A 13644-nucleotide genomic window follows, 5' to 3' on the forward strand; every position below is an offset into this window, starting at 1 on the left:
AAACCACCAAAAGACGAACTTAACCCAGGTTGATTCGTCTTTGCCTTTTACGGCAATCTGTTTTTTAACCGTTAGAATCCGAGGCTAAGCCTCGCATCTTGAACTTCTTTGGGTATATAATCCCGTTCAATATGATGCAGATGCATCTCACGATTTCTCGGTAATATGCATGACAATTAAAACAGATGAACTCAGAACAACCTTATTAAGCAAAGTTATTTCTCCTGCTCAGTTGGCTTCAGAATATCCATTAACGCAAAATGCTGCAGACTACTTGGTTGCGCAACGTCGTGAAGTAGAAGCAATTATTGCCGGAGAAGATCAGCGCTTACTGGTCATCATTGGCCCTTGCTCAATCCATGACACTAAAGCAGCACTCGAATATGCAGAGCGTTTGTCGGCCTTACATCACGAACTAAAAGATGACTTGTGCATTTTAATGCGGGTGTACTTTGAAAAACCTCGTACCATTGTTGGTTGGAAAGGCTTAATTTCAGATCCAGATTTGGACGGCAGCTTTAGCCCGAATAAAGGCTTGCGTATGGCACGTCAGTTATTACAACAAATCACTGAACTCAAGTTACCTATCGCCACTGAGTTTTTAGACATGGTGAACGGCCAGTACATCGCAGACCTTATTACCTGGGGTGCTATTGGTGCACGTACTACTGAAAGCCAAATTCACCGCGAAATGGCTTCTGCATTGTCTTGCCCTGTTGGCTTTAAAAATGGTACTGACGGTAACATCAATATCGCTGTTGATGCAGTACGTGCCGCACAGGCGCCGCATATTTTTTACTCTCCAGATAAAGACGGCGCTATGGCGGTTTACCGTACCCACGGCAACCCATTTGGACATATTATTTTGCGTGGTGGTAAAACCCCAAATTATTCAGCTGAAGATATTGAAGTTGCACGCGCACAGCTTGAACAAGTGGGCGTAACTCAACGTATGGTGGTTGATTTTAGCCATGGTAACAGTGAGAAACAGCATAAAAATCAGTTAAATGTTGCCGATAGCATTATGGCGCAGCTGCGCAGTGGTAGTACCGCAATTGCTGGTATTATGGCAGAAAGCTTTATGATTGAAGGCAACCAGAAAGTGGTTAAAGACGAACCATTAGTCTATGGCCAAAGTATTACCGATGCGTGTTTGCATTGGGCTGATTCTGAAAAACTTTTACGTGATTTAGCTCAAGCTTCGAAAGAACGCAAAGCCTTACTAGCACAGTAATCGCCCTACTACCGGTTAATGGGCTAGCACACCAAAGCTAACTCAATCCTGTTTATATATCGGCTGATATCGACACTGTATAATATTGTTTAACAATGCCAGTCCCCAGGACTGGCATTGTTGTTTATACATCTCTATCAATAACGTTAATCCTCTTCGAGTAAAGATGCTTTTGACAACACAGAAAATTGTTCACTAATGACCATAAAGCTATCGACCAATTTAGGGTCAAAGTGTTTGCCTTTTCCTTCAAGAATCAACGCCATCGCTTCTTCATGACTAAAAGGCCTTTTGTAACATCGTGGTGAGGTTAATGCATCGTACACATCGACTAAGGCTACAATTCTGGCTGACAACGGGATAGATTCGCCTGCTAACCCATTAGGATAACCACTGCCATCCCACTTTTCATGGTGAGCGCCGGCAATGTCACGTCCCATTCGTATAAATGTGCACTGAGGGGCATACGCTAATAAACTGTTAAGCACTTTTTCTCCAATCACTGGATGAGCCTTAATCTGCTCAAATTCTTCTACCGATAAGCGCCCTGGTTTTAACAAAATATGATCGGCGATACCCACTTTGCCAATATCATGCAAAATGGCTGAGAGGCTAATTTCTTGAATAAAAGCGTCAGTTAACTCTTCTGGAACATGTTCATCGGTTAATCTTTGTTTTGCCAGCATATTGGCATACTGCTGCATTCTAATCAGATGCGCACCGGTTTCATTATCACGATACTCTGCCAATTTAGCTAAGCCCATAACCGTTGCCGTACGAGAGGCTAAAGTGGACTCTAATGAGTGAGTTAACTTACCCAATAAATAAGAGGTCGACTGAGTCACTATTGCATTAGTGACGAGAAAGTTAATCACCACTACGTACCAAATTAAGGTTGAAAACCCGTTTATATCAGGCCATACAACAAGCTCATAATGATAAGCGATACCGATTAATAATAACGATATACCATTAGCCACCTGGGCCCATACCGCCATTTTTTCGCCAAGAAGAATACTGCTCAAAGGAGGGAAAACGAATAACCAGAAAAAACCTGCCCCAGAAGGGCCAATAGCGAGTAAAAAACCGATGCCGATACCAAATGCAAGATAACACCCAATAGTAAATTTTTGTGTATCGCTAATTCGTGGATAAAACAAAATGAATAATAATACCCCGTAAGCCACAGTATCAAATAGTGCCATGCCCCAAAGGTTTTGAACAATACACAGATATACGCTGGTGATGTAAATCGGGATACATAACAAAGCCAACACACTAAACAGTCGCGTGAAAATGATCCGACGCCATATTGGTAAACCATCATCAAAACCATGTTGAATAAGCGGTGCTGTTAACCGAGATGACATATTAATTCCTTTTAAAACGATGTAAATCTAACACCATTACATTCCATTAATCGCGCAAACAGACTTATTTAGATGACCGAGTCGTATAAATGTCAGATCGATTTAAATAACAACATGAGCCAGTCATACGCCAACCTAAGTATTGTTGCTAGACAAGCATTAAGCAAAACTAGGATTAAAATTAATCCATAAAACCAATATTCAACTCATATTCGATTATGATTGTCATTAATTTGGGTGCTTACCATTGCCAATAATCCATAATATTAGCGAAAATATTGACGTTTCATGACGTTCCATGACGGTGTGATGCGACAATTAACACGCTATAACAAAAAGTAACGTTAGCCACAAAGCCAACGCTACTCCATCACTCCCCACCTATAATAAGGATGTTGTTATGCAAAGTTCGTCTCGTAGTGCTGCTATTTTCGGAATATTAATTGCACTGGGCTTAGGCGCATTAGGCGTATTACTCAAACAAGCCATTGTTGAGTACAAGTTACTCGACCGCAGCGTCACGGTAAAAGGCCTGGCAGAAAATGAATATCCTGCCGACATCGTCATTTGGCCGATACAATTCACCGCAGCCAATAATAATCTCGATGAACTCTACAAACAGCTTGAAACACAAAACAACCAAGTGGTTAACTTTTTAGCCGAACAAAATATCGATCCCAAACAGATCACTCTCGCCGCGCCCACTATTACCGATAAATTGGCGCAACAGTATGGTGGAAATCAACCAGTAGAATTGCGCTATACGGCGTCGCAAACCATTACGGTATATTCTAATGACATAGATAAAGTTCGCGGGGCTATGCCTCAATTAACTGAGCTAGGTAAAATGGGAATTGTTTTCTCACAAAATAACTATGATGCCCAAGTCGAATATATTTTCAGCCGCTTAAATGACGTTAAACCGAAAATGATCGAAGAGTCGACCACTAATGCACGTTCAGTTGCTGAAAAATTTGCTACCGATTCACAAAGCCGATTAGGTAAGATAAAAAAAGCGACTCAAGGACAATTCAGCATTAACAATAGAGATAAAAACACGCCATATATTAAACAGGTACGGGTCGTATCTACCATCGAATATTATTTAGCGGATTAACACCATGAAACAATCAATCATTAGAGCCGTTTTCGGCTGTATGAGTTTAATCAGCGTATCACTAATGGCACAGACGCCAATCGTTGCTCCGATTGCGCTTAACAATACCGCCGTAAATAGCGATAACAATACTAAGAGCAATCAAGTTATTTTTATTGTCAGACATGCAGAAAAATTTGCTGGAAAAGACCCTAGTTTATCTGCACAAGGACAATTACGAGCCCTGCGTTTAGCTAAAGTACTGTCCAGTACGCATTTAGATAAAGTGTACACAACGGATTATAATCGCACCCGTGAAACGGCCACCGCCGTAACGCAAGATCAGCAAGTGGATTTAAGTGTTTATGACCCACGTGATATGGCGGCATTTACCCAACATCTATTAACTCAACAGGGTAATATTTTAGTGGTCGGACACAGTAATACTTCAACAGATTTAGTTGAAGGTCTCGGGGCAGAAAAACAAATACCCATTGCAGATGCAAGTGAGTTTGATCGCTTATACATAGTGACCCTCAATGCGAACAAGCAAATGGTTTCTACTGTGTTGTTACGCTATTAGCGGGTCATTGAAAGTGAGTAAATGATAGCTGGTAAATGATTGTTAGTGAGTGATGGTTTTTAGCAAAAGACATAGCAGACAAATAGGAGACGGACATGAACCCAATTAAATGTGAGATTTACGATTATATTGAGATCATCTGTTTGTATCGCTATAGGGTCAAACTAACATTAACAGATGGAACCCATCTTCAAGGTCAATTTGATCGAACATTGTATGTCAGTCGCAATCAACAAAAACATGAAGCCATTGCGGGTATTAATCAACAACAGCAAGCGATTGAAGTGATATTAACCGATATCACTTCAATTGATGTTCTCAGCAAAAATGCCTCATTTAGCCATATCTCGTTAATCGAATAGTTTACTCTACCCAACTCATCGGAACATTTACCTTAAAGGCCCGCGAAATTTGGCCCTTGGGTGACTAAACAGGCGCTACAACATCGACAGAGATCCGCGCAATACAGTATAATACGCGGCTTTTTTCGCTGAATTCTTTGTTGATCTGCATAACATTAGGTAGTTGTATGTCCCTTGCTCAAAACCCTGCTCAAACTCAAAACCATTTCCCTGATGACATTGCTGCACGTATTGCTCAATCAGAAGCGCGCGTTATAAAGGCTATTTTCCCGTCTAATACCAATCACCATAACACCTTATTTGGTGGTGATGCTTTAGCATGGATGGATGAAACAGCCTTTATCGCCGCCACCCGTTTTTGTCGTAAATCATTAGTGACCGTCAGTTCTGACCGTATCGATTTTAAAAAAGCGATACCCGCAGGCAGCTTAGCAGAGCTGATTGCTAATGTGATTCATGTTGGTAATACATCACTCAAAGTTGAAGTGAACATTTATGTCGAAGATATGTACAACGATCATCGAGAACATGCAATACGCGGAGTATTTACTTTTGTTGCGGTAGATGAAAACAGAAACCCAACCCAAGTGTGGCCACACAATTAATACATCCTTGCTAATGTAGTCAGATAGATGGCTGCATTAGCACTTTATTTACTCGACTAAAGTCTATAATTTTACGGTTTTTATTCAAATCAATCACAATGTGACATAAAGCAATAGAATACTCGATTACTTTTCTGTTACATTGAGTTTATCTTCACGTGCAACATAGAATAAAAAACGCCATGAAGCTCGAAAATTTAAACATCATCATTGCAGATGATCATCCATTATTCCGTAATGCCTTAAGGCTAGCGCTGAGTAATGCGTTTGAACAAACTCAATGGTTTGAGGCCGATAGTGCCGAAGCGTTACAAAGGGTTCTTGATCAAAAAGAGACCCCATTTGACTTAATCCTGCTGGACCTACAAATGCCTGGATCGCACGGTTACTCAACCCTGATCCACCTTAGAACTCATTATCCAGATATCCCCGTAGTGGTGATATCTGCCCATGAAGACATCAATACCATCAGCCGAGCGATACATTATGGCAGTAGCGGATTCATTCCTAAATCTGCGTCAATGGAAGCGTTGGCAGAAGCATTAAATGCGGTGTTATACGGTGATATTTGGTTGCCAAAAGGTACTCAAATCGTGCCAGTTTCTGATGACCCAACCGATAAAATGGCCAGCCGATTATCAGACTTAACCCCGCAACAATATCGCGTGTTACAGATGTTTGCAGAAGGGTTACTCAACAAACAAATTGCTTATGATTTTGGGGTATCAGAAGCAACCATCAAAGCGCATGCCACGGCGATATTCCGTAAACTGGGTGTTCGCAATCGCACTCAAGCGGTGATAGCATTGCAGCACTTAGAAATGGACAGAATTGATATCTCGTAATGCCTCAATCATTATCGCTACAACAGCTGCCTTTTTCACAAGCGTGTGAAAATAATAAACAGCCTATCTTAACCCTATTGGCAGAGTGGTTTGCCAATAGGCAACATATACTCGAAATAGGCAGTGGTACAGGCCAACACAGCGTCTATTTCGCTGAACACCTTCCTCATGTCCGCTGGCAACCAAGTGACCAACAACATTATTTACCTACCCTACAAGCTCGACTCAATTTGCAAACACAACCCAACTTACAACAGGCAATCGGGCTTGATGTCACTCAACCATGGCCCCTGCTTGTATCTGATATAGATGCCATATTCAGTGCTAACACCTTGCACATTATGAGTAAGCCAATGGTTGAAGCGTTCTTTGCTGGCGTTGGTAGTGTATTGCTTAATTCAGGCTCATTAGCAGTTTATGGTCCCTTTAATTATCAAGGCCAATTTACCAGTGACAGTAATCAACAATTCAATTTATGGCTGCAACACAACAACCCTGATAGTGGTATCCGTGATATTGAATGGATCTGCCAGTTAGCACAACAACAAGGGCTAATACTTCAAAAAGACATCGCCATGCCAGCCAATAACCGTCTGCTACATTTTAGTAAATAACCTAAACTCTACATTAGAGATGGGTTAAATCGATACAGTGTGATGATTTCAAATCTGTAATATCAAAACGCGTTATTTTGCTCACAAGGCGAATTGAACTCGTAATAGCCTATCGATGGCAAGTGATGCAATGCTTGGTACTGAATCAATAGCGGTTTGATGTTTACTTATTGACTAAAGTTGACCGTTAACACCCGTAAATCATCCAAACGATTAGTGACTTACTTGCCAAAAACCTTGTAAGCTATCGACTAGAGTCAAAATACACAAGGACACACGCTATGGGTTCGGTTACCACTAAAAGACATCCCAATGGTCTTGATTATGTTGCTGTTGACACTGCACTTTGCCAAGCACGTATTTTTATGCAAGGTGCACAAATAGATCAATTTATACCTGTAGGCAAAGCACCACTATTATGGGTTTCAAGTGCAGATGATTACCAACCTGGTAATGGTATCAGAGGAGGAATCCCCATTTGTTGGCCTTGGTTTGGTATGAGCGACACTCCAGGGTTTCCGCAGCATGGTTTTGCACGAAACAAAACCTGGTCGCTTGAATCAGTCAAAATGCGTAACCAATTAGTAGATTTAGTTTTCACCCTGCCCGCCAGTGAAATGGATAAACAATATTGGCCCCATAATACCCAAGTAAAGGTGCTATTCACCTTAGGCGAAACCTTATCAGTCAGCTTGGTGAATACTAATAATGGAAATGATAACGTGAAGCTTACCCAAGCATTGCATAGCTACTTTCCTATTGAAGATATTCATCAATTGCAAGCGAGTGGCTTTAGCGGGTCACAATACATTGAATTTGGTGAAGGGCCGTTTAAACAAGTCGATGATGTCGTTAAATTTGAACGAGAAACCGACAGGGTTTATACCCTATTAGGTGATACTCAGGAGTTACATACACAAAATGGCACCATTGTAGTCAGTCGCGAAAACAGTCAATCAGCGGTTCTTTGGAACCCTTGGATAGACAAGTCGATGCGCCTTTCACGCTTTAATGCAGACGATTACTTAACCATGGTGTGCTTAGAAGCCGCTAACGTGTTGGAAGACTGCGTGGTGTTAGCACCTGGACAAAGTCATACATTAACCACTCATATTGGCTGGAAATAACACACCTAATTGAGTGAGATAAACAGCCATTCAGAGAACGTCATAGCTTTATAATAGAAAAGGCAACCTAGGTTGCCTTTGTTACTTTCAAATATCCATTTACGATTTCAATATTCTGCCCAATACCATCATAAGCAATTCAACAAGCAACCTCTGATAACCGATAACTGTTTAAGTTAATATTAACTAATGCTTCTATTTTTAGATTTTTTAAACAAGCCAAACCAAAAGGCTGTTTCAAGCAATCCACCTGCCACAAAAAAAGTCACCGCTCCCGTTTGGCTACCGGCTAGATAACACGTTAGTGCAAGCACAATTAAAGTGACTAACAACAATAATCTGTAGGTACCTGTCATATTAATTTCTCTCAATCCTATACATGCACTGTTCAACAATAGTAACAAAACCTATTGATTACATTACCGCTTTATTAAACCACGAGTCAACTAAACTCTCGCCAATAAAAAAGGCAGCCGAAGCTGCCTTTGTTGCAATCTAACCTTAGCTCGGAATAATAAATGGGTACCCCATCTATTAACCTAAATTGAGTTTAATTAGTTTGCAGTAACTTCACAACCTAGTGGGCTGTTTGAGTTTTCATAAACAATGTCACCTATTGGCGCATAGTCAGCGGCAGCAATAGTGCCTTTGTCTTTGAAGAAAGTGTATAACACTTCAGCATCAACATAACCTGTTTGGATTGGGTCTAATGTTGGATAACCGTCACCGCCAGCAGCATTAAAGCTTGGTACAGTGAAGCTATATGAATCAGTGGCACTGTAATCTTTACCATTAATTTCACTGATAGCGACTGTTTGCGCAGTACAATCAACCGTCATTTTCACACCAGTGATTTGGGCATAAGCACCAGAACCACGTTGGAAAGATGCTACAGTATTAAGATACTCAGTCACTTCTGCACCTGTCATAGTGCTCAACGTTACCATGTTGCCAAAAGGCTGCACAGTTAACACGTCACGATAAGAAATATCACCAGCTTGAATAGAGGCTCGTACGCCACCAGAGTTCATCACGCCGATATCTGCACCCACTTTAGTACGCTGTGCTTCAGCAACTAAACGACCTAAGTTAGTTTGCATATTACGTACATTTGCACGCTCACCGTCTAATAATGCATCTGTAGTAGCAATAATCTCATCAAGTTGGCCTTGACCACGTTCTTGGTAATAAGAAAGTAGTGCTTTTAAATCTGCATCGGCTGTGATTTCATCAGCAACTAAAACTTTAGTTTTGTTACCTTCAGCATCTTCAACCGTTTTCTTCAAATTAACCGGAATTAACTTGTAGCTTGCAAGATGAAGCTCACCGTTGAAATATTCAAAATCAGCACGGCCAACATACTTACCCCATTCATGAGCTTGCATAATGTAAGTGCCATTTTGCATGTCAGGAGTACAAGCGTCACCAGGAGCAAACTCTGCATAGTCGTTAGTATCTGGTTCCATACATACAGGGTTTTGTGAGTGACCACCAATAATGGCACTTAAATCACCTGCAGCTAGTGCGCGAGCTAATGTTACATCGCCAGGAGCATTACTACCATTTTGCGCATCAGCATAGTGACCCATATGAGTCGTTGCGAAAATTAAATCAGCGGTATCTGCAGCTTTAATTTCTGCAATCACTTTAGCTGCTTCAGTTGTTGGGTCAGTAAAGGTTAAATCTTTAATAAATTCTGGGTTACCGATTTTAGCCGTGTCTTCGGTGGTTAAACCGATAACAGCAACACGAACACCGTTAACGTCAAACACTTTATAAGCATCAAAATAACGAGTACCGTCTGCTTTATAAATGTTTGCCGCAAGCATTGGGAAGTTTGCTACTGAACGTTGAGAATCTAATACTGCTAATGGGTTATCAAATTCATGATTACCGACAGCCATTGCATCATAGGCAATTTCGTTCATACCGATAAAATCTGGTAATGCATCTTGTAAATCTGATTCTGGAACACCTGTGTTGATGTCACCGCCAGATAGCAATAACGTTTCGCCACCGTTTGAACTGACTTCAGCACGAATTTGGTCGATCAACGTCTTACGCGCTGCCATACCATATTCGCCATCACTGTTAGACCAAAAACGGCCATGGTTATCATTGGTGTGTAATACTGTGAATATTTTACAATCTGCACCTGCTTCGGCACATGTTGTTGGTGCTACGACTGCTGTATTGTCGTCGTCACTGCCACAACCGGTTAACGCTGCTAGTACAGCCGTTGCGACTAATCCTTTGATTAACATATTTGTCATGATTTACCCCGATGTTATAATTTATATTTTTAAATCCGTGAATTATCCTATTCACGGCCAGAATGATAACAAAGATTGGCGGATTTTGATGTCACTTTTATGACAGAATGTGATTTTAAATACACTATTTAACAGCAGCTTACCCTTTAACAATTCCCTGAGAAAAACAATAACCATGTTAATGGGCTTGTTAATGCAAAGTAAAAAAATGGCTTAAGCATTTTTACTGCTAAGCCATTTAAATAGATTGGTTTTTTAAATACTACGTAACATCATCGATTATCCCAAAACAAGAACAATACTTATTTGCATTATTTCAAAACTTGTTGTAACCATTGACCAATATCAACAAGTTGATTAGGTAATACGCTATGAGCCATAGGGTAGGTTTTCCAAACACTCTGATAACCTGCTGCGATCAGAGCATCATGTGCCATTTTTCCGGCAAACATAGGGACTACATCATCTTGCTCACCATGATTTTGGAAGATGGGAGTATGAATATTGGCATCAGCAAGTTGCTCTGGCAATGCTTCTCCACCAGGTAAATAACAAGATAATGCCATAATACCTGCCAGTTTTTGTTCAAAACGCAGACCGGTAAACAAACTCATTACTCCGCCTTGACTAAAACCCGCTAAGACTATTTTATCTGCTGGTATACCGCTGCTGATTTGATCGACGATTAGCTGACGTATTGCTTGCTCAGACGCCATAACACCTTGGATATCTGCACGGTCATGCAAATCCATGCTTTTGATGTCGTACCATGAACGCATCACAAACCCGCCATTAATCGTCACAGCTTGCTCTGGTGCATGAGGGAAAATAAAACGAATACTATGCTGACTATTTAAGCCTAATACTGGTACTACTGGTGCAAAACCAGCACCAGAATCGCCTAAACCATGTAACCAAATGACACAAGATGTTGCAGGTGATTGCGGTTCAATCACGATTTTATCTAACTGAGCAGTCATATTTATTAATCCTATCAATACAGTCACAATATTGGTGGCTATCTTACGTTAATTGATTTTTAACATCGAACGATTCACGTTTAAACATCATAAATAATCTAGTGTATTCAGATAGATTTATGACTAATGGCTATTGTGCGTGGATCCCGGTGTGATCAAGTAACGCCTCTAATTGCGCTGGATTATCGAGTTTGAGACTCCACCGCACCGTCCCCGCATCGGCAACAATCACTAAACCTTGATGAAAACAGCTAATATCATCTACTGACGCAGCAAGCACCAGTTGACTATCATGAAACCGGCATTGAATCTCATGCACAGTGACAATAATTTTACCCAAAGAAAAATCAATAACCATAATAACTCACTGTAAAAACAAAAATCCCAAGTATTCACTTGGGATTTATACAAGAATTAAGTTGCTGTTAAATTAAGAATTAACAGCAAATCAATCTCATTAGTGGTGATGACCACCGGCACCATGGGCGTGGCCATGAGCAATTTCTTCATCTGACGCATCACGAGCACCGACAATTTCGATGTCGAATGTTAATTCACGGCCAGAAAGTGGATGATTAACATCAACCGTTGCCATGAATTTACCCACTTTAATGATGGTAACTTGACGTTGACCTTGTTCAGTGTTCACCACTGCAGCCATGCCAGGTTTCCATACTTTTGCGCCGACAAGATGTTTAACTGATACACGCTGCTCTGAATCTTCTTGGCGTTCACCATAAGTGTCAGCGGCTGGCGGAGTAATAGTAAACTTTTCGCCAATTTCTTTACCATTAATAGCAGCTTCGATACCAGGCATCATGTTGTCATGCCCATGCAGATATGCAATCGGCTCACGACCTTCATTTGATTCAAGCACATCGCCTTTTTCATCACGTAGCGTGTAATTAAACTGCACTACCATATCGTCTTTAATGATCATTATCGTTCCTTAACTCTAAAATTTGCCGAAGCTTAGCAAAAGCGTGCTAATGCATCCACAAAAAAGTAGCCTTTTAGGTGGCCATTATAATTTGATGCCTAATGCATTAAATGTTTGTTCGTCAGGAAATCCATCCGCAATTAGCCCTTTTTGCTGCTGAAAAGCTTGCAACCCTAGCACTGAATTACGACCTAAAATGCCATCTGGCTTACCGACATCAAACCCAGCATCATTCAGTTTTTGTTGTAATTGCTTTACCGTTTCTCGGCTTAACCTTGGCTGCTTAGGTACCGCACGTGTTAATTCCGCACCACCATTAATTCTGTCGGCTAAATGACCGACTGCTATGGCATAAAATTCAGAGCGGTTCCAACGCATAATCACATTAAAGTTGTCATACCCTAAGAAAGCTGGACCCGTATGCCCTGCTGGTAAATATAAAGCGGCTTGCATATCTGGTGTCGATAACTGCTGACCATTAGATTGTTTAATATCAAGCGCTTGCCATTTTACTAATGGTAACGGGTGTTTACCGCCCAAGTAAGCAAACGGGTAATCAACAGGTAATAATACTTCTCGTCCCCATCGCTCATCTGCTTTCCAACCTAGGTGTTGTAGAAAGTTAGCTGCAGAAGTTAATGCATCCACTTCACTATTCCATAAATCGGCAATACCATCACCGTCACCATCTACTGCATACTTACGATAGTTAGTTGGCATAAATTGGGTGTGCCCCATCGCCCCAGCCCACGATCCAACCATTTTGTTATCTGCGAAATTATATTGCTGCTTTAACTTCAACGCTTGTAATAACTCGCCAGTGAAATAATCGCTACGCCTTGGATCGCATGCTAGCGTTGCCAATGAATCGAGCACTGGCATGCTACCTTTGTAACTACCAAAGTTGGTTTCTAGGCCCCAAAAAGCAACAATATATTGCCCAGGCACACCATACTCTTTTGTTAGCTTAGTTAATAATGACCCATGTTTGGCCATCATTTTTCTGCCTTGTTCAACCCGCCATGGTGTGACGCGTTTGTCGAAGTAATCACCAAAGCTAGTGGTAAATTCTGGCTGCTGATTATCTAATTCAATCACCCTAGGGACAAACTTTAAATTTGCCACCGTTGTATCGATAATCTGCTGTGAAATCCCTGCCGTTTTTGCTTTTTGCTGTAAATTAATCACACAGGTAGCAAAATCGGGATGCTCTTGAACTGGAGTAACATCAACAACAGGATCGGGTGATGCCGACACAGCACAGGCACTCAATAAGGTGCTAGATACAAACATTGAAGCAATAAACACAGAAAAACGTCTTTTATGAGCCATGAACAACACTTATTTTACAAAAAATGAATATTGAATATCGTGACGCATCGGCTTTCAGTAAACAAGACCTGTTAACATTAAACCCTGTTTATTTATGCCAAATTCAAGTGAAAAATAACAACACCGATGACAAGGTGATTAATAATGAAGCCGTCACTCAAAACCACAGACACTCGTCTTAATCGCTGCACTTGATTTGAGTCATACAAACAGCTTGATAAATAAGCGGGTCAATAACGCCAAGACTATCGATTGATTTAAATGACCCAACGAACGACAGCGA

General features: G+C 40.9%; 15 protein-coding genes. 8 read left to right on the top strand and 7 right to left on the bottom strand.

Annotation, left to right across the window (positions count from 1 at the left end):
- Positions 1-169: 169 nt before the first annotated feature.
- Positions 170-1234: a 3-deoxy-7-phosphoheptulonate synthase gene (locus tag H5125_RS07440; protein ID WP_101086933.1), complete on the top strand. Its 1065-nt coding sequence runs from the start codon at positions 170-172 to the stop codon at positions 1232-1234.
- A 146-nt stretch (positions 1235-1380) separates the two neighbouring features.
- Here the strand turns inward: H5125_RS07440 and H5125_RS07445 are convergent, their stop codons facing one another.
- On the bottom strand, positions 1381-2604 hold the full coding sequence (locus H5125_RS07445) for an HD-GYP domain-containing protein (RefSeq protein ID WP_101086932.1): 1224 nt from the start codon (positions 2602-2604) through the stop codon (positions 1381-1383).
- A gap of 400 nt (positions 2605-3004) precedes the next feature.
- On the opposite strand from H5125_RS07445, the gene H5125_RS07450 reads away from it, so the two are divergent.
- The 7 genes from H5125_RS07450 to H5125_RS07480 all read left to right on the top strand — a co-directional run bounded on the left by H5125_RS07450 (position 3005) and on the right by H5125_RS07480 (position 7836).
- Positions 3005-3721, top strand: a complete 717-nt coding sequence (locus H5125_RS07450; RefSeq protein WP_101086931.1) for an SIMPL domain-containing protein — start codon at positions 3005-3007, stop codon at positions 3719-3721.
- 4 nt (positions 3722-3725) lie between these two features.
- Positions 3726-4283, top strand: coding sequence for a histidine phosphatase family protein (locus H5125_RS07455; RefSeq protein ID WP_182743911.1), 558 nt, complete (start codon positions 3726-3728; stop codon positions 4281-4283).
- 95 nt (positions 4284-4378) lie between these two features.
- Positions 4379-4645: a Rho-binding antiterminator gene (locus tag H5125_RS07460; RefSeq protein ID WP_162023310.1), complete on the top strand. Its 267-nt coding sequence runs from the start codon at positions 4379-4381 to the stop codon at positions 4643-4645.
- A 167-nt stretch (positions 4646-4812) separates the two neighbouring features.
- A complete protein-coding gene (locus tag H5125_RS07465) occupies positions 4813-5250 on the top strand; it encodes an acyl-CoA thioesterase (protein WP_101086928.1) in 438 nt (145 codons plus the stop codon).
- A gap of 182 nt (positions 5251-5432) precedes the next feature.
- Positions 5433-6095 (top strand): response regulator transcription factor, encoded by a 663-nt coding sequence (locus H5125_RS07470; RefSeq protein ID WP_101086927.1) that lies wholly within the window; start codon positions 5433-5435, stop codon positions 6093-6095.
- The gene (locus tag H5125_RS07475; protein ID WP_182743912.1) at positions 6095-6709 is read left to right on the top strand and encodes a DUF938 domain-containing protein; all 615 of its coding nucleotides are present in this window, start codon (positions 6095-6097) and stop codon (positions 6707-6709) included. The genes H5125_RS07470 and H5125_RS07475 overlap by 1 nt, the downstream gene beginning before the upstream one ends.
- 281 nt (positions 6710-6990) lie before the next feature.
- On the top strand, positions 6991-7836 hold the full coding sequence (locus H5125_RS07480) for a D-hexose-6-phosphate mutarotase (protein ID WP_101086925.1): 846 nt from the start codon (positions 6991-6993) through the stop codon (positions 7834-7836).
- Positions 7837-8018: 182 nt separating this feature from the next.
- On the opposite strand, the gene H5125_RS07485 is transcribed toward H5125_RS07480, so the two are convergent.
- The 6 genes from H5125_RS07485 to H5125_RS07510 all read right to left on the bottom strand — a co-directional run bounded on the left by H5125_RS07485 (position 8019) and on the right by H5125_RS07510 (position 13361).
- Complete coding sequence (locus tag H5125_RS07485) at positions 8019-8192, bottom strand: hypothetical protein (RefSeq protein WP_174839642.1); 174 nt, start codon at positions 8190-8192, stop codon at positions 8019-8021.
- Positions 8193-8390: 198 nt separating this feature from the next.
- Entirely contained in the window at positions 8391-10109 is a 1719-nt protein-coding gene (gene ushA / locus H5125_RS07490; RefSeq protein WP_101086924.1) for a bifunctional UDP-sugar hydrolase/5'-nucleotidase UshA, read from the bottom strand.
- A 311-nt stretch (positions 10110-10420) separates the two neighbouring features.
- Positions 10421-11089 (bottom strand): alpha/beta hydrolase, encoded by a 669-nt coding sequence (locus tag H5125_RS07495; RefSeq protein ID WP_182743913.1) that lies wholly within the window; start codon positions 11087-11089, stop codon positions 10421-10423.
- A gap of 130 nt (positions 11090-11219) precedes the next feature.
- Complete coding sequence (locus H5125_RS07500) at positions 11220-11447, bottom strand: DUF3389 domain-containing protein (RefSeq protein ID WP_101086922.1); 228 nt, start codon at positions 11445-11447, stop codon at positions 11220-11222.
- 99 nt (positions 11448-11546) lie between these two features.
- Positions 11547-12029 carry a peptidylprolyl isomerase gene (locus H5125_RS07505; RefSeq protein ID WP_101086921.1) on the bottom strand — a complete coding sequence of 161 codons (483 nt, stop codon included), beginning with the start codon at positions 12027-12029 and terminating at the stop codon, positions 11547-11549.
- Between the two features lie 84 nt (positions 12030-12113).
- Entirely contained in the window at positions 12114-13361 is a 1248-nt protein-coding gene (locus H5125_RS07510; RefSeq protein ID WP_182743914.1) for a lytic murein transglycosylase, read from the bottom strand.
- Positions 13362-13644: the final 283 nt, after the last annotated feature.

Source organism: Shewanella sp. SR44-4 (assembly GCF_014163715.1).
GTDB lineage: Bacteria > Pseudomonadota > Gammaproteobacteria > Enterobacterales > Shewanellaceae > Shewanella.